This window comes from Pseudoxanthobacter soli DSM 19599, from assembly GCF_900148505.1.
GTDB classification, from domain to species: Bacteria; Pseudomonadota; Alphaproteobacteria; order Rhizobiales; family Segnochrobactraceae; genus Pseudoxanthobacter; species Pseudoxanthobacter soli.
The window spans coordinates 293,388-315,165 of the sequence record NZ_FRXO01000004.1 but is presented as its reverse complement, the minus strand read 5'-3'; the positions used below and the strand labels follow the sequence as shown (position 1 = coordinate 315,165).

The following is a 21,778-nucleotide window of genomic DNA, read 5'->3' as shown; positions in this document are numbered from 1 at the left end:
ATGGTCCGGCCCGGCGTCCTTGTCGAGATGCAGGCCCGGGTGATGCCGGGCGGGGGTGTGACGGGGTTCAAGGCGGGTGGCCGAGGCGGGTTTTCGGGCCTGTCCTGCGGGCACCTGTCGGCGGCGGACAAGGCAACGATGGAGATCGGTTTGCGGCACGGGAGCGACGGCGCTCTTAAGATCGGTTCGGTGGACGTGCGCGCACGCGCCTTCCTCGCGCCGATGGCCGGCATCACCGATCTGCCGATGCGGCGGATCGCGGCGCGGTATGGCGCCGGCCTCGTCGTGTCGGAGATGGTGGCCGGCGAATCTCTCGCCACCGGCAACCGCGAGATGCTGATCCGCGCCATGGCGGGCGATGTCGAGCCGCATGTGGTGCAGCTTGCCGGCTGCGAGGCCGGCGTGATGGCCGAAGGTGCGCGCATAGCGGAGGCGGGCGGCGCGAAGATCATCGACATCAACATGGGGTGCCCGGCGAAGCGCGTCGTCAACGGCTGGTCCGGTTCGGCGCTGATGCGCGAGCCGGACCATGCCCTTTCCCTCATCGAGGCGGTGGTGGGCGCCGTCTCCGTGCCCGTCACGGTCAAGATGCGCCTCGGCTGGGATTTCGACAGCCTGAACGCACCGGCGATCGCCCGCCGCGCCGAGAGCGCCGGCGTCGCCATGGTCACGGTGCACGGCCGCACCCGCAGCCAGTTCTACAAGGGCACCGCCGACTGGGCCGCGATCCGGGCGGTGAAGGAAGCCGTGTCCATCCCCGTCGTTGCCAATGGCGATCTCGTCCGCGTCGAGGACGTCGACGCCATGCTGGAAGCCTCGGGCGCCGATGCGGTGATGATCGGCCGCGGCGCCTGCGGGCGGCCGTGGTTTCCGGGCGCCGTCGCCCGTTATCTCGCGACCGGCGAAGTCTGGAGCGGGCCGGACGGTGCCGAGAAGCGCGACCTGCTGGCGGAGCAGTACGATGCGATGCTGGCTCATCACGGCCAGGACATCGGCCTCAGGATGGCGCGCAAGCACGTCGCGTGGACGCTGGACCATGTTCCTTCCGAAGCGCCGGACGCGGCCTCTCTGCGCCGGCGCATCATGACGAGCGAAACCCCGAGAGAGGTGATGGCCCTGGTCACCGAGTGGTTCGAGGCCGTGCCGCAGACGAGGATGGCGGCATGATGAAGTCGAAGCCGGCGGGCGGCCAGAAGGCGGGCGGCATCCAGAAGGTCGGCGGCAAGTCGCTCGCCGACGATCTCGGCAGTGCGCTGCTCGACGCGCTTCCCCATCCGATGGTGCTGGTCGACCACGACGGCATCATCCGCGTCGCCAACGATGCCGCGGAGGAATTCTTCCAGGCGAGCGAGCTCGTGCTGTCGCGACACACCATCGCCGATGTCATTCCGTTCGGCAGCCCGCTGGTCGCCCTCATCGAGCAGGTTCGGGATCGCGGTGCGCCCGTCACCGAATACAAGGTCGATATCGGCACACCGCGGATCGGTATCGACCGCGTCGTGGACATCTACGCCTCGCCGCTGCCGGAACGGCCGGGTGCGGTGGTGGTGATGCTCCAGGAACGCTCCATGGCCGACAAGATCGACCGTCAGCTCACCTCGCGCGGCGCGGCGCGGACGGTAACGGGGCTGGCGGCGATGCTCGCCCACGAGATCCGCAATCCGCTGTCCGGCATCCGTGGCGCGGCGCAGCTTCTGGAGCCGACGGTCAGCGAGGAAGACCGCGCGCTGACCCAGCTCATCACCGACGAGGCCGACCGCATCAAGAAGCTGGTCGACCGCATGGAGGTCTTCTCCGACGAGCGGCCGATCGAGCGCGAGCCGGTCAACATCCACGTCGTGCTGGACCACGTGAAGCGCATTGCGCTGTCCGGCTTCGCCCGCAACATCCGCATCGTGGCGGAGTTCGATCCCTCGCTGCCGCCGGTCCATGCCAACCGCGACCAGCTCATCCAGGTGTTCCTCAATCTCCTGAAGAATGCCGCGGAAGCGATCGGGCCGGACCCGGACGGCGAGATCGTGCTGTCGACGGCTTTCCGCCCCGGCGTGCGGCTTTCGGTGCCCGGCAGCCGCCAGAAGGTCAGCCTGCCGCTTGAATTCTGCGTGCGCGACAACGGCCCCGGCGTGCCGCCGGATCTGCTGCCGCACCTGTTCGATCCGTTCGTGACGACGAAGCCCAACGGTACCGGCCTCGGCCTCGCTCTCGTGGCCAAGATCGTCGGCGACCACGGCGGCGTCATCGAATGCGAATCCCAGCCTCGGCGCACTGTGTTCCGGGTGCTGATGCCTGCTTTCACCGCCACGGGCGGCAAGCCGGTCGCCGTGAACCACGGCGATACCGGCGGCTGAAGCCGTAGAATGACCTGGCCGGCCGCGCCGCGGATGCGGACGGCCGGTGCTCCAGCGAGGAGGCCCGCGCGGGCGCTCAAGTATGTCGAACGGCAAGATCCTCGTCGCGGACGACGACTCCGCCATCAGGACCGTGCTCAACCAGGCGCTTTCCCGCGCCGGCTATGAAGTGCGGCTCACCTCCAACGCGGCCACGCTCTGGCGCTGGGTGGCACAGGGCGAGGGCGATCTCGTCATCACCGACGTGGTGATGCCGGACGAGAGCGCGTTCGACCTGCTGCCGCGCATCAAGAAGATCCGCCCGGAGCTTCCGGTCGTGGTCATGAGCGCGCAGAATACCTTCATGACCGCGATCCGTGCCTCGGAGCGCGGCGCCTATGAATATCTGCCCAAACCCTTCGATCTGAAGGAGTTGATCTCCATCGTCGGCCGTGCGCTCGCCGAGCCCAAGGCGCGCCGCAACCTGATGTCCGCGGAGGACGTGGGCGAGAACATGCCGCTCGTCGGCCGCTCGCCGGCGATGCAGGATATCTACCGCATCCTCGCCCGTCTGATGCAGACCGATCTCACGGTCATGATCATGGGCGAGAGCGGCACCGGCAAGGAACTGGTGGCCCGCGCGCTGCACGATTACGGCAAGCGCCGCAACGGCCCGTTCGTCGCCATCAACATGGCGGCGATCCCGCGCGACCTGATCGAGTCGGAGCTGTTCGGCCACGAGAAGGGCGCGTTTACCGGTGCCTCCAGCCGCAATGTCGGCCGGTTCGAACAGGCCGAGGGCGGCACGCTGTTCCTGGACGAGATCGGTGACATGCCGATGGAAGCCCAGACGCGGCTGCTGCGCGTGCTCCAGCAGGGCGAGTACACCACGGTCGGCGGCCGCACCCCAATCCGCACCAACGTCCGCATCGTCGCCGCCACCAACAAGGACCTGCGCACCCTGATCAACCAGGGTCTGTTCCGCGAGGATCTGTTCTTCCGCCTCAACGTGGTGCCGATCCGGCTGCCGCCGCTGCGCGAACGGTCGGAGGACATCCCCGATCTCGTCCGCCACTTCTTCACCCAGAGCGAGAAGGAGGGGCTTCCCTCCAAGCAGATCGAGACCGATGCCCTGGAGCGGCTGAAGCATTACCGCTGGCCCGGCAATGTGCGAGAGCTCGAAAATCTCGTCCGCCGCCTGACGGCGCTCTATCCGCAGGACGTGATCACCGCGAACCTGATCGATTCCGAGCTGGAGCCGCCGCAGCCGAACCAGACCAGCGATGTGCCCTCGAACGATGAGACCCTTTCGGCCGCGGTCGAGCGCCACCTCACGGACTATTTCTCCGAGTTCGGCGACGACCTGCCGCCGCCCGGCCTCTATCACCGCATCCTGAAGGACGTCGAATATCCGCTGATCGGCGCGGCGCTGGCCGCGACGCGGGGCAACCAGATCAAGGCGGCTGAACTCCTCGGGGTCAACCGCAACACACTGCGCAAGAAGATCCGCGATCTCGACATCCAGGTCATCCGCGCCTCGCGGTAGATGGGCTCGGGACAGCGCCGCCGGAACCGATTGTTAGGAAGGCCGGCGCAGACTTGTCGCGCGATGCCGGCCGGGGAGCGCCCCGGCGGCGCGTCGCGATGCGGCGGCAGAGCGGCCGGACTTGACCTCTGGCACCCGCTGCGGCCAATGAGAGCCGCTGCCGGATCGCGATCCGTCTCCGGCAGGGTCATGTCCGCTCAGAATGCGGCTTCGAAATCGGAGGAACGCTTGCGCGGGGTTTTCATCGCCGCATCGAGGCTTCTGGCCGTCGTCGCGCTCGCGGCGTCGCTCGCACCCGCCGCCTGCATGATCGCGGCCGAGGCGGCGTCGGCGCAGGATACGGCACAGGCGCCGGATGCCCTGCAGGCTCAGGATGCCGCGCAGGCACAAAGCACATCGGGCGGGGGCGAGGTTCATGCCGTCGGTGCGCGCATCGCCGGTGATGGCGAGCGCACCCGCCTCGTGCTCGATCTCTCCGCGCCCGTGCGCCTCGGCGCCTTTCCCCTCGCCGATCCGGCTCGCGTGGTGGTCGACCTGCCGGAGATGCGGTTCGACCTGCCGGCGGGAACCGGCGAGGAGGGTCGCGGCCTGATCGCGCGCTGGCGCTACGGATTGATCGCGCCGGGCAAGTCGCGCATCGTGATCGACACCACGGGCCCCGTCGCGATCGACAAGTCCTTCGTGCTCGCACCAGAGGACGGGCAGCCGGCCCGCCTCGTGGTCGACCTCGTGAAGACCAGCGAGAAGGCCTTCGCCGCGGCGGTCGCCAGGGCACGGGCCGAGCGCCCCTCCAGCCACGCCGAAGGCGGCGGCGCGCCCGTCGTCGCTTCCGCTGCGCTGCCCGTCATCGTGCTCGATCCCGGCCATGGCGGCATCGATACCGGCGCGATCTCTCCCAGCGGCGTGAAGGAGAAGGACATCACGCTGCCCTTCGCCCGCCGCCTCAAGGAGAAGCTCGATGCTTCCGGGCGTTTCCTCGTGATGCTGACCCGGGACGACGACACGTTCCTGTCGCTCGGCAGGCGCGTGGAGATCGCCCGTGGACACGCGGCGGCGCTCTTCATCTCGATCCACGCCGATTCCGCCCCGCAGGATTATGTGCGCGGCGCGACCGTCTACACGGTGTCCGACCGCGCCTCGGATGCCGAGGCGGCGGCCGTCGCGGCGCTCGAGAACAAGTCGGACATCATCGCCGGCGTCGACCTGCCGGAGACGTCGGATATCGTCACCGACATCCTGGTCGATCTCGCCCGCCGCGAAACCCGCAACTTCTCCCACCGCTTTTCGGGCGAACTCGTCGCCGACCTCGGCAAGGCGACGCATCTCACGGTCAACCCCCAGCGCGCCGCCGGCTTCATGGTGCTGCGGGCGCACGACGTCCCCTCGGTACTCGTTGAACTCGGCTATCTGACCAACGCCGAGGATACGGCCGACCTGACGAACCCCGCGTGGCGGGAGAAGACGACCGACGCGATGGTCGATGCCATCGACGCCTTCTTCGCGCCACAGGTTGCGCGGAAACCGGATGCTGCCGGTGGTGGATGACGGTCCGTCGAGATTCCCCGGACCGGCGGTTCCCCTTCCGGAACCCATCGGACGGCACGACGCTTTCATCGCGTGCGCGGCCGCTGCGGGCGAAAGGGGAGTTTTGATGGAGACGGTTCGTTGCTATCCTGCAACGCAGCGCAACTCCCGGCATTCCGTGGCCTTGCCAAGCGACGGCCGGGGGCTTAACTCAGCCGCGAAGTCGGCGCGTCGTCTGCAAGGGTGCCGTTTTGCGGAGCGCGGAATGCCGCGAACAGGTTCCCCGTGCGCGCGAACGGCGGGGTGGGCCGCGACGGAACGGCCGGAAAAGAGCAGGGCCGATGCGCGTGCATCGCGGCCGCTGAGAGCCCCTTTTGGTAGCGAGCCGTTGCGATGACCTTCATCCTGCGTTCCATCGGATACATCTTCGGGATCGGCATCGTCCTCGTGCTCATCGCCGCGGGCGCGATTGGACTTTACGTTTCCCACATCTCCGCTTCGCTGCCCGACTACACCGCGCTGCGCCGCTACGAGCCGCCGGTGATGACGCGCGTCCATGCCTCCAACGGCAGTCTCGTCGCTGAATATTCGATCGAGCGTCGCCTGTTCCTGCCGATCCAGACCATCCCGGACCTCGTGAAGAACGCGTTCCTCGCCGCCGAGGACAAGACGTTCTACCACCACACCGGCGTCGACCCGGTCGGCATCATCCGCGCGCTCATCACCAACTACCGCAACCAGGGCAGCGGCAAGCGCCCCATCGGCGCCTCGACCATCACCCAGCAGGTGGCGAAGAACTTCTTCCTGACCAACGAGGTCAGCATTGAGCGCAAGCTGAAGGAGCTGATCCTGTCCTTCCGGCTGGAACAGGCCTATTCGAAGGACAAGATCCTCGAGCTCTACCTGAACGAGATCTATCTCGGCCGCGGTTCGTACGGCGTCGCCGCCGCCGCGCTCGATTATTTCGGCAAGTCGGTGCAGGAGCTGACCGTCGCCCAGGCGGCCTATCTCGCCGCGCTGCCGAAGGCGCCGAACAACTACAATCCGTTCCGCTATCACGACCGGGCCGTCGAACGCCGCAACTGGGTGATCGACCGCATGGCCGAGGACGGCATGATCACCGCCGCCCAGGCGACCGAGGCCAAGGCCGAGCCGCTCGACGTGATGACCCGCGACGCGGCCCCGCACATGTTCGCCGCCGATTATTTCGCCGAGGAAGTGCGCCGCAAGATCGCGGAGCTCTATGGCGAGAAGCGGCTCTATGGCGGCGGCCTGTCGGTGCGCACCAGCCTCGATCCCAAGATGCAGGAAATGGCGCGCCGCGTGCTGAACGCCGGCCTGACGAAGTTCGACGTGACGCGCGGTTCGTGGCTCGGCCCGGTCACCCATGTCGACTTCACGCCGGGCGAGGACTGGGGCTCCAAGATCGGCGACGTTCCCGCGCTCTACGACGTTCCGGAGTGGCGCGTGGCCGTGGTGCTCTCGGTCGGTGCCGACGAAGCGGAGATCGGCCTGCAGCCCGCGCGCGACGGCTCCGGCCGGCTGGTGACCGATCGCGAGCGCGGACGCATCCTGCGCAAGGACGTCGCCTGGAAGCGCATGAAGGACGGCAAGGGCGACAAGCCGACCCGGCCCGCCTCGAAGCTCAGCGACATGCTGCAGGTCGGCGACGTCGTCTATGTCGAGAAGGTCGACGGCGACGTCGACGGCGAGTGGCGTCTGCGGCAGGTGCCGGAAGTGTCCGGCGCGCTCGTCGCGATGGACCCCCACACCGGCCGTGTGCTCGCCCTCGTCGGCGGCTTCTCCTACGCCCAGAGCGAGTTCAACCGCGCCACCCAGGCGTGGCGCCAGCCCGGCTCGTCGTTCAAGCCGTTCGTCTATTCGGCCGCGCTCGACAACGGCTACACGCCGGCGACCGTGGTGCTCGACGCCCCGATCTCGTTCCCCGACGGCAACGGCGGCACCTGGAGCCCGAAGAACTACGGCGGCAAGTTCGCCGGTCCCTCGACGCTCCGCCTCGGCATCGAGCGCTCGCGCAATCTGATGACGATCCGGCTCGCCAACGAAATCGGCATGCCGCTCGTCTCTGAATATGCCAAGCGCTTCGGCATCTACGACAACCTGCCGCCCTATCTGCCGATGGCCATCGGCGCGGGCGAGACCACCGTGCTGCGCATGACGACCGCCTACGCGATCATCGCGAACGGCGGCAAGAAGGTCGTGCCGACGCTGATCGACCGCATCCAGGACCGGTTCGGCAACACCATCTACAAGCACGACGAGCGCATCTGCGAAGGCTGCTCGGCGGAGATCTGGCAGGACCAGGACGAGCCGACGCTGGTCGACAACGCCGAGCAGATCCTCGACCCGATGACCGCCTACCAGATCACCTCGATGATGGAAGGCGTGGTGCAGCGCGGCACCGGCACGGCGGTGAAGGTCGTCGGCAAGCCCATCGCGGGCAAGACCGGCACCACCAACGATTCCAAGGATGCCTGGTTCCTCGGTTTCTCGCCGGATCTCGTGGCCGGCGTGTTCATCGGCTACGACCAGCCGCGCGACATGGGCCATGGCGCCACCGGCGGCGTTCTCGCCGCGCCGATCTTCGCGAACTTCATGAAGGAAGCCCTCGCCGACAAGCCGGCGGTCGCCTTCCGCGTGCCGGACGGCCTGACGCTGGTCCCGATCGACCGCATCACCGGCCGCCGCGTGTCGGCCGGCACGGGCGGCGCGATCATCGAGGCGTTCAAGCCGGGCACCGCGCCGGGCGAGGGCGGGTTCTCGTTCATCGACGGCATGGGCGGCGATTCCCAGCCGAAGCGGGCGACCGCCGAGCAGGAGAAGGCCGTCTATTCCGGAACCGGCGGCCTCTACTGAGGCCGTCCGCCGGTCCCTTTCCGGTCGCCCGCCGGGTTTACAGGGCGGGCCCCTGTGGCTATGGTCCGCGACCTCGCCAGCCGCTTCTCCGGCGATGGCTTTTCCCGGCACGGCCTTGATTCCGCTCGGATATCAAAATCGGCCGCAACAGAGGAATCGATCCGCAATGCGCGCGGAAGCCCAGAACATGGTCGACGAAATCCAGCAGGCCATAAGCCTGCTGAGGAGGCATCTTTGACTGGGATGCTGCAAACAAGCGCCTCCTGGAACTGAATGCCCTGGCTGAATCGCCCGATCTCTGGAACGATCCGGAGAAGGCCCAGAAGCTGATGCGCGAGCGCCAGCGGCTCGAGTCCCAGATCACCGCGGTGACGCGGCTGTCCCAGGAACTCGACGACGCGGTCGGGCTGATCGAACTCGGCGAGGCCGAGGACGAGCCGTCCGTGGTCGACGACGCCGAGGGCCAGTTGCGCACGCTGAAGGCGGATCTCGCCAAGCGGCAGATCGCGGCGCTTCTTTCGGGCGAGGCGGACGGCAACAACAGCTATCTCGAAGTCCACGCCGGCGCCGGTGGCACCGAAAGCCAGGACTGGGCGCTGATGCTGCTCCGGATGTACACCCGCTGGGCCGAACAGCACGGCTTCAAGGTGGCGCTGATCGAGGAGCAGGCCGGCGAACAGGCCGGCGTGAAGTCCGCCACGATCGAAGTTACCGGCGAGAACGCCTATGGCTGGCTGAAGACGGAATCCGGCGTGCATCGGCTGGTGCGCATTTCGCCGTTCGATGCCAACGCCCGGCGCCAGACGTCGTTCGCGAGCGTGTGGGTCTATCCGGTCGTCGACGACTCGATCCAGATCGAGATCAATGAAAGCGACGTCCGCACGGATACCTACCGTTCCTCCGGTTCGGGCGGACAGCACGTCAACACGACCGATTCCGCGGTTCGACTGACCCACATCCCGACCGGCATCGCGGTGGCCTGTCAGAACGAGCGCTCGCAGCACAAGAACCGCGCGACCGCGTGGCAGATGCTGCGCGCGCGGCTCTACGAGCGCGAACTGAAGCTGCGCGAGGAAAAGGCGATGGCCGAGCAGGCGTCCAAGACGGACATCGGCTGGGGCCACCAGATCCGCTCCTATGTGCTGCAGCCCTATCAGCTCGTGAAGGATCTGCGCACCGGGATGGAGAGCACCGCCCCGGACGATGTTCTGGACGGCGACCTCGATCCGTTCATGGAAGCGGCGCTGGTCAAGCGCATCGGCGGCGGCGCCGATGCGGAAGTCTCCGACATCGACTGAGCGCGGGCTAGACCGGGAGAATGAGGAAGGGGGCTCTCGCCCCCTTTTTTATTGCGTGATGTCTCTGGCGGTATTCTGGATCGCCTGGCCGTTGTTGCTCATGTCCTGGCCGGCGCCCCGGATGGTGTTTCCGCAGGCCGCGAGACCGATGCCCGCGGCGACCAGCACCAGGGCCGCAGCCCAGCGACGGCGGGAGGAAAACGAAACGGTGGATGTCTTCTCGCTCGACATTGGCTTCTTGCCCCTCTGGTTCTGGAAGCGTTGCACCGAACCAATGTTTCTGCCGCCGATAGGTTGCATCCGCGCCACATGGATGTGGCGGGGCCGACAGGGCGGCGTTGACCGCCGATTCACCCTGCCGTTGGCCGGCCGTCGACAAAGCCTGCCGATGCCGCTGCGACTCAGAGGCTGTTAACCCCCGCGCGGCACAATGGCAGCATGGAACGGTCTCGATGGCGCATTCCGGCCATCCTGTGGGTGGTGATCGGCGCGGCAAGTCTCGGCGGATGCGGCCTGTTTCCCGCTATGGACGAGCGGGAATGCCTCGCGCGCGCCATGTATTTCGAATCGAACCGCTCGAGCGAAGCCGGCATGTTCGCTGTCGGCACGGTGGTGATGAACCGCGTCAATTCCGGCCGCTATCCCCGCTCCATCTGTGGCGTCGTCGGCCAGCCCAAGCAGTTCGCGCCTGGCGTCCTTCGCAAGCCGATGACGGGCAAGGCCAAGGTCCGCGCCACCAAGGTCGCCAATGCCGTGCTGTCGGGGCAGCGCTATCCAGGTCTGCGCGGGGTGATGCACTTCCACACGGCGGATACGAGCTATCCGCGGCCGCGCCTCAACTACGTCACCATCGCCGGCGGCAACGCGTTCTACTATCACGGCGGCACCACGGTCGTGGCGCGCACGTCGACCCGGCCCGCCGCACCCGTCTCGATCGCGGTCGCGTCCCAGCGCCGGATGCCGATCGCGCTGCCGCCGCCGTCGACGCCGCAGGCCGCTCCGGACCTTCCGCCGCCGCAGCCGGTGGAACAGGTGGCGCTGCCGGGCAGTTCGGTCGGCTTGCCGCCGCCTCCGCCGCCACAATCGATCGACGACCTTCTCGCCCAGACCGACGGCCTTTACTGACCGCCTTCCCAGGTCGTCAGCCGCGCGTCACCACGGCGAGCGGGCGGTAGAAGCCGGGTGTCAGGCCGGCCTCCGAACGGGCGCGATCGTTGAACGGCGGCTTCAGCCCGCCGCGGAAATGCCGGCGCACGAGCGTGTGGAAGGTCGGCTCGGGAACCAGCCCGTCGCGGTCGCAGATGAAGCGGAACCACTTGGCGCCGATGGCGACGTGGCCCTTCTCGTCCCGATAGATGATCTCCAGGATCGCAGCCGTGTCGTCGTCGCCGGTCTCCTTCGCCCGTTCGATCATCGGCGGCGTCACGTCGAGGCCCCGCGCTTCGAGCACCAGCGGCACGATGGCGAGGCGGGCAGCAAGGTCATGGCCGGTCTCCTGCGCCGCCTGCCACAGCCCGTCATGAGCGGGCAGATCGCCATAGGCGGCGCCGAGGCGCTGCAGCCGCTCCGAGATCAGCGTAAAATGCGTGGCTTCCTCGGTGCCGACGCGCACCCAGTCATCATAGAAGGCGCGCGGCATCGGCAGGTGCGCGAAGCGGCCGACGATGTCCCAGGCGAGATCGACCGCGTTGAGTTCGATGTGGGCGAGGGCATGCAGCAGCCCGATGCGGCCTTTGTCCGATGCCTCGCCGCGATTCGGCAGCGAGCGTTTCGGCATATCGCGCGGCGCCAGCAGCACGGGGCGCTCCGGCCGGCCCGGACGATCGGGCGCCGGCGGATCGAGCGTCGGGCGGGCGAGCGAAAGCCGCCCCTCCCGCCAGGCGGCAGCGGCGACACGCGCCCGCGCGGTCTTCTCTGCCGGCTCGCACGCGGCGACGATGCCGCGCGCGGCTGCGGCGAGCGAGGCCGGCGTCTCCGTCGCGGCGTTCACAGGGCCTCTACGGCTTTCAGCACCGCCTCGGCATGGCCGGGCACCTTCACTTTGCGCCAGACCGTCGCGATCCGCCCCTCGGCGTCGATCAGGAACGTCGAGCGCTCGACGCCCATGTAGCTGCGCCCGTACATCGATTTCCGCGCCCACACGCCATAGGCGAGGCACGTTTCCGTCGTTTCGTCGGAGGCGAGGGCGACCGCGAGATCGTGCTTCGCCTTGAATTTCGTGTGGCTTGCAACGGAGTCGGGCGAAATCCCGATCACGGTGGCGCCCGCGGCGGCGAACTGGGGGGTGAGCGCGGAGAAATCCAGCGCCTCGCGCGTGCAGCCGGAGGTATCGTCCTTGGGGTAGAAATAGACCACGACCGGCTTGCCCCGCAGGTCCGAGAGCCTGAGCGGGCCGCCTTCGGCAGGCAGGGCGAAGTCCGGCGCGACCGTGCCGGGTTCCAGCACCACGGGGATGAAGTCGTCGCCGGCGGCAGCCGCCTCGGCGGGCTTCGAAACGGTCTTCTTCGATGCGGTCATGATGGGGCCTCGTTCACGCGGCACGGACGGCGAATTGTCCGCTTTCGCTTGAACCATGAGCCGGCCGGCGTGTTCAAGCTCTAGGTGTCGGGAACGCGACTGTGGGGAACATGATGCCTCCAGTCCACGATGGTTGACGAAGGGTGTCGATGGCGTCCAAGTTTCCAGCGTCGAGGCGCTTCATGCCGTCCGGCCGCGTGCATCCGATGAGCATCGCTTCGTCCGGAAGCGGCTTCGGCAGATGGCAACAGTCTTGAAGGGGCCGATGGAGCAGCCACCCGAAGAACCGAAGGGCGGCGACGCCTCGCGGCAGCGGGTCGATCCGGCGCGCTCGGTCGAAGACGCTCCTTTGGAAGCGGCGATGGCGCCTGCCGATTCCGCCGCCGGCCCCGGCAACGCTGCACCGGAAAACGGCGGCGGACCGGCAACCGCGCCTCCGTCGGCCGGCGATCCGGCACGGCCCGGGTCCGGAACGTCGTCCTCCGATGAGCCTGCGAACATCGTCGAAGACGCCGTGAAGCCGATTAAGCGCGAGGCTGACCACAAATCCGACGCCACCCACAAGCCTCATGAGGCTGGCCACAAGGCCCACGAGCCTCACAAGGCAGCGCACAAGGCGCATGAGGCTTCCAACAAGGCCCATGAGGCCACGCATGGGGCCCACAAGGCCCGGAAGGCCGGCCACAAGGCGAAAGGGGCAGGCGCCGACGCTGATGGGCATGCGGACTCGGCCCATGCCCACGCCCACCGCAGGCGCCGTCGCCGCCGCATGTGGTTCCACCTCTCGGGTGCCTGCGCGGGTCTGTTCGTCGGCGTGCCGGTGGCGCTGCTCGCTGTCGCCTTCGTCGTCGGGCCATTCCGCGTCGACATGCTTCGCAGCGAAGTGGAATCCGTGCTCCAGACGCTGGTCGGCAGGGAGGGCAAGGCTGCCATAGGCAGCGCCGAGGTCTCCATCGGCTGGCAGCATGGCCTGGTGATGTATCTCAACGACGTCTCGATGTCGGGGCCGGTCGCGAACGCCTCGATCCGGCGCATCACGTTCGATATCGATGCCACAGCCTTCCTGGTCGGGGCGGGGCTCAAGGTTCATTCGATCGCCATCGAGTCGCCGAACGTGAAGTTCGCCGTCTTGCAGCCGGCGACGTTCCGCCGTCCGGAACCGGTCGCCCTGCTCGAACTCCTGAACGAACGTCTCGAGCGTGTCGCGACGCTCGCCTACGACCGTGGCCTGGAACAGGTCACGCTGGTCGGCGGCCGGCTGGAAGTGCCGCGCCAGCAGCCCGAGGCGCCGCCGCTGGTGCTCGACAGCACCGCCATCACCGTTGCCGCAGCTGCGGGCGGGGAGCTTCGCGGCCGTCTCGTCTCGATGCTGGACCGGCAGCAATGGACAGCCTCGTTCTCGCGGATCGCCCAGAACGGCACCACCGTGGTCAAGGTCGATGCGGAAGACGTCGGCATCGCCTCGCTCCTCGGCCTCAATTTCGTTTCTCAGGACCTGACGATCGCCCCCAAGGCGGAAGGCCGGTTCGATGCGACCGGCAAGGCAACCGGCTTCACGGCGTCGCTCAATGTCGGCGGCGGCTATATTCGCCTCGGCGAGGACGGTACCTTTCTCCAGCGTGCCGATATCGCGGTCGCATGGCGCCCGGCGGAAGGCGACATCGCCATTACGCCGTCGCCGATCCTGTTCGGCGGTTCGGAGGTGACGCTTGCAGGCACGGTGCGGGCGCCGGATGCCGATAATCCGCGGTGGACGTTCGACCTCACCCTGCCGAGAGCCCGTTTCGCGCCGGTCGACATCCCCGGCGATCCCGCGATCCTCCAGAGCGCGGTGGTGCAAGGCACTGTCGACCCGGCGACGCGCAGCCTCGTTCTCAGCAAGATCGAGGCGACGGCGGGCGACCAGCGGGCCGAGGCCTCCGGCGCGTTCGACTTCGGTCCGAACGGCCCACGCGGTCGCTTCGACGGGCAGCTCACCAATGTCGCCTATTCGATGTTCATCCGGTTATGGCCGAGCTTCATCGTCACGCCGGGCCGGAAATGGGTCATCGAGAACATCATCGATGGCGTGATCCCGACCGCCACGATGCGGCTGCGGATGACGCCGCTCGACTTCGACAGCGACCCGACGACGGTCTCACCCGACGCCACCCCGGCGCATCTCGACATGACGTTCGAGAATGCCTCCATGAAGCTTCCCCCGAAGCTGCCGATCGCCACCAACGGCGTCGGCACACTGAACATGGACAACAACATCCTCACCGCCAAGGTGGCGACCGCGACCACCGAGGCCGCTCGCGGCGGCCCGCTCGCCGTGACCGACGTCACCGTGGTCACGAGCGATCTGCGCACCCGGCATCTCGATGCGACGATCTCAGGCACCATTTCCGGGGCAGCCGCAGGCATCGCGACGCTCGCCGACGACGAACCCATCAGCGCCATGAAGCCGCTCGGCATCGACCCCGCCGCGGTTTCCGGGCAGGCCAAGGTGACGTTCTGGCTTTCCGGCCCGATGGAGAACGTCATCGACCGCACGCTGATCAAGTGGAAGATCGACGCGGCGCTGCAGGACGTTTCGAGTTCGTCCCCCATCAAGGACCATGTGATCAAGGACGCCACGGTCGACATCAAGGCCGATACGACCAACCTGACGCTCAAGGGAACCGCCAACATCGATGGACTGGCGGCGAAGGTCGATCTGAGCCAGCCCATCGGCCCCGACGCCGCGCCCGGGCATAGCGGGGTGACGGTGGAACTCAGCGAGGCCGACCGCAAGGCGCGTGGCCTCGATTATGGCGGCCTCCTGACCGGTCCGGTCGGCGCGACGATGGTCGACAATTCCGACGGCACGAAGTCGTTCACCATCGATCTCAAGAAGGCGAGCCTGACCATTCCGGGCATCGGCTGGACCAAGGGGCCGGGCGTGGCCGCGCTGGCGACATTCGACATGAGCGAGAAGGACGGCATCGTCACGCTGTCCCGGCTCAACCTTGCGGCGGATGGCGTCTCCATCGTCGGCAACGTCACGCTCGATGGCAAGAACGGCCTGCAAAGGGCTGATTTTTCGCAGTTCTCCCTGCGGCCGGGCGATATCCTGAAGGTCAGGGCCGAGCGCATGTCGTCCAACGGCTATGCGATCACCATCACCGGCGACAATTACGACGCGCGCGGGTTGATCCAGCAGCTCAAGAAGGGCTGGCAGGACAAGTCGTCCCAGGCCGCCGGCAAGGTGCCTCTGAAGATCGATGCCAAGGTCGCGCGCATCGTCGGCTTCGGCAGCGCGTCCCTGAACAATGTGGAGCTGAAGGCGTCGCTGACCGGCGATACGGTGTCGAAGCTCGATCTCACCGGAGTGACCGGCGCCGGCGGGGCCGGCGTCGCCGTCAAGATCGCGCCGGGCGATTCCGGTAGCATGCTGACCGCGTCGACGGGCGACACCGGGCAGGTGCTCCGCTTCCTCGATCTCTACAAGCGCCTGATCGGCGGCAATGGTCAGATCCGCGCGCGCATGACCGACGCAGGTACAGCCGGCGCCACCACGGTGACGTCGTTCAGCGTCGATCAGGATCCCGGTCTGCAGGAGATGGTGGCGACGGCGGCGAAGAAGACCGCGGAGAAGGCCGCCGGACAGCGGGTTCAGGCGCCGCCGGATGCCGCCTCCCGGTTCGAGAGCCTCGACATCACCTTCCGCGTCAACGGCTCCGTGCTGCAGATCATCGACGCGGTGCTGCGCGGGGAATCGTCGGGCGGCAGCGCCAACGGCACGCTCAACCTCACGACCCAGCAGCTCTCGCTGGCCGGCACCTTCATTCCGATCTTCGCGATCAACAATCTGTTCGGCCGCATCCCGATCATCGGCGAGATTCTGGGCGGCGGCCGTGACGGCGGGCTGATCGGCGTGACGTTCAAGCTGGAAGGGCCGCTGGCGAATCCGACGCTCAGCTACAATCCGATCTCGGGCGTCACGCCGGGCATCCTGAGGCGCATCTTCGAATATAACTGACGCGCCGGCTGCGTCCGCCAGAAGCGCCGCTCAGTCCACCGGGACGGCCTTGCCCGCCGGGAGCCGGTGGGCGAGAGCACGCGCGAGCGCGACGAACCCCGCGACGGGAATGTTCTCCGCCCGCTCTGTCGGCGGCAGGCCGGCCTCTTCCAGAAGCGGCTCGGTCTCGACGCCGAGGCTGCGCAGGCTGGCCCGCAGCATCTTGCGCCGCTGGCCGAACGCCGCGGCGGTCACCCGGCTCAGCAGGCGGCCGTCGCAGGCGAGCGGCTCGGCCCTCGGTTCGAGGTGCACCACCGACGAGGTCACCTTCGGCGGCGGCGTGAAGGCGCTCGCCGCCACGTCGAACAGGATGGAGGCTTCCGTGCGCCACCCGGCGAGCACGCCGAGCCGGCCATAGGCGTCGTCGTCCGGTCCGGCGACGATCCGCTCGGCGACCTCGCGCTGGAACATCAGCGTCAGTCCGTGCCACCAGGGCGGCCATGGCTCGGTCTCCAGCCACTGCACGAGCAGCGCGGTGCCGACATTGTAGGGAAGGTTGGCGACAACCTGCACATTGTCGCCCTCCCGGTATCCCGGGGCCGCGGCGACGAGGGCCGGGATGTTGCAGGCGAGGGCATCCCCCGAAACGACGGTGAGCCGGCCTGGATAACGCGCGGCGATCTCCGCGAGGGCCGGCAGGCAGCGCTCGTCGCGCTCGATGGCGACGACATGGCGCGCGCCCAGTGCGAGCAGGGCGCGCGTCAGGCCGCCCGGCCCCGGGCCGACCTCGACGACGGTCGCGGCCGACAGATCGCCCGCGCCGCGCGCGACGCGCGCCGTCAGGTTGAGGTCGAGCAGGAAGTTCTGGCCGAGCGACTTGCGCGCCGCCAGCCCATGGGTGGCGATCACGTCGCGAAGCGGCGGAAGGTCGTCGATGGCAGCCACGATCAGGCCGCTCCGACGGCGATGGTCGCCGTCATCAGCGGTACTCGATGACGGCGTTCCGCTCGAGATCGCGCAGATAGCGCCGGGCGGCGATATTGCCCTGCTCGTTGGTCAGTTCGGTCTTGATCGAGGCCCGCGCGGCGGCGTCGCTGTCGATCTCGCGCCGGCTACACACGGCGATCATCTCGATCCCGGACGGACCCGGCTGGGCCGGGCCGAGCTTGCCGACGCCGATGCCGTCGAGAACCTGGGTCATCTGCGCCGGCATGTCGGACTGCAGCTTCTTGCCGAGCGGCTTCACGACCACGGCCGAAAGGCCCTTTGCGAAGGCAAGCCCCTGCTCGCAGGAGCTGAAGCGCTGCCGAAGCTGCTCGGCCTCGCGCTGCCGCGCCGCCTTCTGGCCGGCGCTCGCGTTCGCCGGCACCACGAACACGACCTGGCTGAGGTCGTATTCCACGGTCTTGTGGGCGTTGGCGTCCTTTTCCTGGCCCTTGGCGCCGAGCGCGGCGATCACGTCCTGATCGGAAACGCCGCCGGAGCCGCGGAACTTCATGCGCACGACCTGGGACCACGCAATCTGCGCGCGCAGCCGCGACTTCAGCTCTGCCGCGCTGCTGCCGGCCTGGGACAGCACCTGCCCGAGCTGGGCCGGGGTGAGCTTCACGCGCTGGGCGATGGAGGCGAACGCCTGGTCGACCTCGCGGTCGGAGACGTTGATCCTCAGCCGGCGCGCCTCCTGCATCTGCAGGCGCTCCTGGATCAGTTCCTGGGTCGCGAGCTGGACCGGGTTCGGCGGCCGCGCCGTCAGCTTCAGCAGGGCGGCGCGCTGGCTGATGTCGTAGCTGGTGATCGGCAGGTCGTTGACGACCACCTTGATGGTGGTCTGGGCCGCAGCCGGCGCAGCATTTGCCGCGACCCCGAACGCCAGGGCGCAAGCCAAGGCATACGCCACTCTCCTTGCGGTCACGGATCGTGCTCCTGTCATATCGTCTCGTCTGCGATCCGAAGCCCTTCCGGACGGGATCGACGGCGATCCCGGGCGGAGGAAGGGCTCGATCCTCCCGAAGTCGGGCTTGATCCCTCCGGCCGCTCGGCCGTCCGAAAGGTTGCCCGGTGAATCCTGCCATCAAACCTGCCGAACACCAGCGGAGGGCTGTGGCAAAAGCAAGGCAGGCCTAGGCATGCGCCGTGACAGGCCTTCGATTCCCACGATTGTCCGGCCATCCCGCGCTCAGGCGGGACAGCCGGCTCACGATCCGGAACCCGCTCACTCCCCGCCGACGGAACTCGAATAGGACAGATCGCCGAGCGTGCGGAAGCCCACCCGAAGATAGGCCGTGCGATCGACCGGCATACCGCTGGCGCCGGAGCGATCCTCCATCAGCGACAGCGACAGGCTCAGGCTCTCGCCGTCATAGGCGATCCCGAAACCGTCAGCCACCACGTCACGTCCGAGAATGTCGTACCGGATCGAGCCGAACGTCCGCCACTCGTCGATGATCCGCAGGCTCGCGGAGGTGTGAATTTCCTCCCGGTCGTCGTCGATGCCGAGACCCGGCTGGCGGCCGAGGAACGCGTAGGTCACCTGGGTCGTCAGGGGCCCGGACGTGCCGCTCGCCGCGACTTCGGCGCGGTTCATCGAGAAGTTCTCGTTGTCGAGGCGGATGCGGCCGCCGAAACGCATGCCCTGCTGCGTATCGAACGCCAGCCGCGCGACATAGTCCGACGCGTTGGTTTCGAGGCCCGAATCGTCGGTCGAATCGAGAATGTCCGGAATCGCGAACGAGTTCTCGCCGGCGAGCAGGAACGAGCGGCCGAACATGCCGGTCAGCGCGCCGTAGCCGTTGGTCTGCAGGGTGTATTGCAGGCCCACGTTCGCACGGGTGCCGCCTTCCACACGGTCGAAGCCGGAGAACTTGTCCCACTCGAACAGCGTCGTATCGTCGAACACGATGCTCTGGGCGTCTTCGTTCGGCAGCTTGCCGATATATTGCTCGTTCGGGCGCGCGATGATCTGGCCGACCGGCTCAATGACCTGATTGCCGAACGAGGCCGCGATCAGCCAGGGATAGCGATATTCGAAGCCGATCGCCGGCATCGCGCGGGCGGCGACCGAATTGTTCGCGAGCTGGGTGACGGCCGGATCGACATCCTGCAGCGAATAGACGTCCGCCTGGAGATAGGTGAACGGCGTGTAGATCTGGCCGAGGGAATCGGTGAACTGGCGGCGCCACTGAAGGTAGGCGGTGTATCGCGAGAACGTGCCCGAAACGCCGCGGAACCGGGTGACGAGATCGTCGCCCTGCGCCACCGTGAACGCGTCCGTCATGTCGCGGTTGAGCGACGTCAGGTTGGACTTCCACGATAGCTCGCCGCCGGCGACGGAGTCGTTGAACACGCCGTTATAATCCATCACCGGGTGGACGATGGATTGCTTTTCCTGCTGGTAGGTGCCGTAGGGCGTGAACGGCTCCGGCGGATCGATCGTCGCCAGATCCATGTTCTGCTGGAGAACGCGGAAGGCGTATCCGCGGAGATCGAAGTAGTTCCTGTCACCCACGCCCTGCAGGAAGAGCTGGTTCAGGATTTCCGTGCCGCTGACGGTGCTGGTGACTGGCTGACCGTAATCGGCCACATAGGTGGGATCGGACGACCAGCCGAGATTCCAGCCCCAGTTCCACTGCGGGTTGATCCAGTACTTGCCGTTCGACGAAATCATGCCGCGGGCGTCGCCGTTGCCCGAGGTGCCGTCGAACGCCGAGGGATCCTTCTGGAAGATGCCGGAGGCGTAGATGTTGTATTCGCCGTCGAGGCTGCGCTGGCGCCATTCGACGTCGCCCAGCAGGCCCTGCGTCGTCAGCGGCGTCAGGGCGACGGTCAGGTCGTAGTTCGGCGCAAGCGCCCAGAAATAGGGAATGCGCGCGCCCGTGCCGATATTCGAGCCGTTCACGAGCGTCGGCAGCAGGAAGCCGGTCTTGCGGCGCACGGTCGGGTCGGGCTGCGACAGATACGGCGAATAGAGCACCGGCACGCCCCAGATATCGAGGGTCGCGTCGCGGTAGTAGAGCATCTGCGCATTCTTGTCGTGCGTGATCGTCTGCGCCGAGATCTGCCACACCGGGGCGGATTTCGGATCGTCGGCACACGTCTGGCAGGCGGTGTAGATCGCCTTCTTGAACACCGTCGTCTCGCCGCCGGTCCGGGTCGCCTGTTCGGCGGCGATGCGGGTGCGCTGGGACGTATCCGCGCGCACGGCCGTCATCACGCCGTCCTTGAGGTCGGTCGTGCCGGTCAGGGTCTTGGCGGTCACCACGTTGCCGTCGGTCTCGGTCAGGCGCACGCCGCCCTCGGCCTGCATCCGGTCGGCCTTCTGGTTGACCTGAACATGCTGGGCATAAAGCGTATTGCCCTCGTAATAGACCTCGACATTGCCGGACGCGGAGACGTCTCCGGTCTTGTTGTTGTAGTCGGCCTGGTCGGCCTCGAGAAGGATGCGGGAGTTCGGATCCGCTTGTTGCGCAGTATCGCCGGGGGCAACCAGGTTGAACTGGGCCCACGCCGGTTCCGTTGCAAAGAGGACGAGCAGCAACGCCGTCGCGCCTTTGAGGGCGCTCCGCAATAGCCTACCGCCGTCCGTAACCGGGTTCGGCCGCGGGCGGGTCATCCATCCTCCTTGTGCAAGAGAACCGTGACACCCAGGAGGGTGGCGACGATTCCCGGCGCCCAGGCCGCAATCGCGGGGGCAACGATACCGACGTTTCCGAGATCACGAGCCATTTCAGTGGCTACATAAAGCACGAACCCCGCCGCCACGCCACTTGCCACCAGCCGTCCGGTTCCGCCGAAGCGAGATACCCTTAACGAAACGGTTGCGGCGATCAGCACCATGGAGGCTAGGAAAACCGGCAAAGAAATCAGCGTCTGAAGCTGAAGACGATAGGGATAGGCCGCCACGCCGGCCCGCTCGGCCCTGTCGATCAGCTCGCGGAGTTGCCAGAAAGACACGGCATCCGGCTGGGCGATCTGATCCATGATCTCCTCGGCCTTGATGCGCGTCGGAAACTCGAGGCTCGCCACATGGGTCGGCGCACTGTCAGGGATGCTGGAGGTGACGCCGTGCAGGTTCCAGTAGCCGGGTTCCAGCGTTCCACTGTCGGCCTCGATACGCTCCTTGAACTCGCCGCTACGATCGAAGGCGAAGATGGTGACGCCGTTGATCGTGTGCCCCTGATTCGCCACGCGGCGGGCGTGGAGCACCGACTCGCCCTGGTCGCTGCGCTGGCGGACCCAGACCTGCTGCGTCGTCTGCAGCATGATGAGCTGTTCACGGCCGAACAACTCGACGCTCAGCAGGTCGGCCCGGTCCTTGAGCCAAGCAGAAATCGGATTGTAGACCGTCGTCGCGAGGCAGCCGATGATCAGCGTCACGATGATCGGAGGCAGCATGAACTGCCAGATCGAGACGCCGGCTGCCCGGATGACAACCAGCTCTGAGCGCCGGGTGAGGCCGACGAAGGCCGCCATCGAGCCGAACAGGGTGGCGAAGGGCAGGATGCGCTCGGTGAGCGATGGCGTCCGCATCACCGAAAGCAACGCCGCCTGGGCGACGCTGAAGCCCTCCTCGTCGCCGATGCGGCGCATCAGCTCGAAGAAGTCGACGATGAAGACCAGAACCGCGCCGATCAGGAAGATGCCGAGGATCCAGCGGCTGAACCGCTTGGAGAGATAGAAGAAGAGTGTCCGCCCGATCATCGCCCCGTCC

The 21,778-nt window shown here is 67.4% G+C and carries 15 protein-coding genes; 8 read left to right on the top strand and 7 right to left on the bottom strand.

All coding sequences use genetic code 11. From position 1 onward, the window contains the following. The first annotated feature begins 138 nt into the window (after positions 1-138). The 6 genes from dusB to prfB all read left to right on the top strand — a co-directional run bounded on the left by dusB (position 139) and on the right by prfB (position 9,572). On the top strand, positions 139-1,167 hold the full coding sequence (gene dusB, locus BUF17_RS11630; RefSeq protein WP_073629282.1) for a tRNA dihydrouridine synthase DusB: 1,029 nt from the start codon (positions 139-141) through the stop codon (positions 1,165-1,167). Further along, positions 1,164-2,348: a two-component system sensor histidine kinase NtrB gene (locus BUF17_RS11625; RefSeq protein ID WP_428977644.1), complete on the top strand. Its 1,185-nt coding sequence runs from the start codon at positions 1,164-1,166 to the stop codon at positions 2,346-2,348. Before dusB ends, BUF17_RS11625 begins: the two co-directional genes overlap by 4 nt. Before the next feature lie 82 nt (positions 2,349-2,430). Next, on the top strand, positions 2,431-3,873 hold the full coding sequence (ntrC, locus tag BUF17_RS11620; protein WP_073628770.1) for a nitrogen regulation protein NR(I): 1,443 nt from the start codon (positions 2,431-2,433) through the stop codon (positions 3,871-3,873). Between the two features lie 228 nt (positions 3,874-4,101). Beyond that, the gene (locus tag BUF17_RS11615) at positions 4,102-5,418 is read left to right on the top strand and encodes an N-acetylmuramoyl-L-alanine amidase (RefSeq protein ID WP_244530858.1); all 1,317 of its coding nucleotides are present in this window, start codon (positions 4,102-4,104) and stop codon (positions 5,416-5,418) included. A gap of 381 nt (positions 5,419-5,799) precedes the next feature. Beyond that, the gene (locus BUF17_RS11610) at positions 5,800-8,274 is read left to right on the top strand and encodes a penicillin-binding protein 1A (protein ID WP_073629276.1); all 2,475 of its coding nucleotides are present in this window, start codon (positions 5,800-5,802) and stop codon (positions 8,272-8,274) included. Positions 8,275-8,440: 166 nt separating this feature from the next. Beyond that, positions 8,441-9,572, top strand: a protein-coding gene (prfB, locus tag BUF17_RS11605) for a peptide chain release factor 2 (protein ID WP_139282500.1) whose coding sequence is annotated in 2 segments (ribosomal slippage) — positions 8,441-8,509 and positions 8,511-9,572 — 1,131 coding nt in all. Because the reading frame shifts where the segments join, the coding sequence is not laid out codon by codon here. A gap of 48 nt (positions 9,573-9,620) precedes the next feature. On the opposite strand, the gene BUF17_RS11600 is transcribed toward prfB, so the two are convergent. Then, a complete protein-coding gene (locus BUF17_RS11600; protein WP_073628766.1) occupies positions 9,621-9,803 on the bottom strand; it encodes an entericidin A/B family lipoprotein in 183 nt (60 codons plus the stop codon). A gap of 207 nt (positions 9,804-10,010) precedes the next feature. Here BUF17_RS11600 and BUF17_RS23100 point away from each other — a divergent pair, with 207 nt between their 5' ends. Continuing rightward, the gene (locus BUF17_RS23100; protein ID WP_084564527.1) at positions 10,011-10,697 is read left to right on the top strand and encodes a cell wall hydrolase; all 687 of its coding nucleotides are present in this window, start codon (positions 10,011-10,013) and stop codon (positions 10,695-10,697) included. A 16-nt stretch (positions 10,698-10,713) separates the two neighbouring features. Here BUF17_RS23100 and BUF17_RS11590 read toward each other — a convergent pair whose 3' ends face one another. Further along, positions 10,714-11,562: a ferritin-like domain-containing protein gene (locus tag BUF17_RS11590; RefSeq protein ID WP_073628762.1), complete on the bottom strand. Its 849-nt coding sequence runs from the start codon at positions 11,560-11,562 to the stop codon at positions 10,714-10,716. Beyond that, positions 11,559-12,017: a peroxiredoxin gene (locus BUF17_RS11585; protein WP_073629274.1), complete on the bottom strand. Its 459-nt coding sequence runs from the start codon at positions 12,015-12,017 to the stop codon at positions 11,559-11,561. Before BUF17_RS11585 ends, BUF17_RS11590 begins: the two co-directional genes overlap by 4 nt. A gap of 313 nt (positions 12,018-12,330) precedes the next feature. Here BUF17_RS11585 and BUF17_RS11580 point away from each other — a divergent pair, with 313 nt between their 5' ends. After that, positions 12,331-16,092 (top strand): YhdP family protein, encoded by a 3,762-nt coding sequence (locus tag BUF17_RS11580; protein WP_139282499.1) that lies wholly within the window; start codon positions 12,331-12,333, stop codon positions 16,090-16,092. A 30-nt stretch (positions 16,093-16,122) separates the two neighbouring features. On the opposite strand, the gene rsmA is transcribed toward BUF17_RS11580, so the two are convergent. The 4 genes from rsmA to lptG all read right to left on the bottom strand — a co-directional run bounded on the left by rsmA (position 16,123) and on the right by lptG (position 21,768). Next, on the bottom strand, positions 16,123-17,016 hold the full coding sequence (gene rsmA, locus BUF17_RS11575; RefSeq protein WP_073628758.1) for a 16S rRNA (adenine(1518)-N(6)/adenine(1519)-N(6))-dimethyltransferase RsmA: 894 nt from the start codon (positions 17,014-17,016) through the stop codon (positions 16,123-16,125). Positions 17,017-17,050: 34 nt separating this feature from the next. Further along, a complete protein-coding gene (locus tag BUF17_RS11570) occupies positions 17,051-17,956 on the bottom strand; it encodes a SurA N-terminal domain-containing protein (RefSeq protein ID WP_175563684.1) in 906 nt (301 codons plus the stop codon). Between the two features lie 327 nt (positions 17,957-18,283). Further along, on the bottom strand, positions 18,284-20,680 hold the full coding sequence (locus tag BUF17_RS11565; RefSeq protein WP_073628754.1) for an LPS-assembly protein LptD: 2,397 nt from the start codon (positions 20,678-20,680) through the stop codon (positions 18,284-18,286). After that, positions 20,677-21,768, bottom strand: a complete 1,092-nt coding sequence (gene lptG, locus BUF17_RS11560; protein WP_073628752.1) for an LPS export ABC transporter permease LptG — start codon at positions 21,766-21,768, stop codon at positions 20,677-20,679. Before lptG ends, BUF17_RS11565 begins: the two co-directional genes overlap by 4 nt. Between the last annotated feature and the right edge of the window lie 10 nt (positions 21,769-21,778).

Excerpts from the sequence above, each read along its gene's own strand:
- dusB (WP_073629282.1), top strand. The coding sequence starts at position 139 with ATGGAGATCGGTTTGCGGCACGGGAGCGACGGCGCTCTTAAGATCGGT.
- BUF17_RS11625 (WP_428977644.1), top strand. The coding sequence starts at position 1,164 with ATGATGAAGTCGAAGCCGGCGGGCGGCCAGAAGGCGGGCGGCATCCAG.
- ntrC (WP_073628770.1), top strand. The coding sequence starts at position 2,431 with ATGTCGAACGGCAAGATCCTCGTCGCGGACGACGACTCCGCCATCAGG.
- BUF17_RS11600 (WP_073628766.1), bottom strand. The coding sequence starts at position 9,803 with ATGTCGAGCGAGAAGACATCCACCGTTTCGTTTTCCTCCCGCCGTCGC.
- BUF17_RS23100 (WP_084564527.1), top strand. The coding sequence starts at position 10,011 with ATGGAACGGTCTCGATGGCGCATTCCGGCCATCCTGTGGGTGGTGATC.
- BUF17_RS11580 (WP_139282499.1), top strand. The coding sequence starts at position 12,331 with ATGGCAACAGTCTTGAAGGGGCCGATGGAGCAGCCACCCGAAGAACCG.
- BUF17_RS11565 (WP_073628754.1), bottom strand. The coding sequence starts at position 20,680 with ATGACCCGCCCGCGGCCGAACCCGGTTACGGACGGCGGTAGGCTATTG.
- lptG (WP_073628752.1), bottom strand. The coding sequence starts at position 21,768 with ATGATCGGGCGGACACTCTTCTTCTATCTCTCCAAGCGGTTCAGCCGC.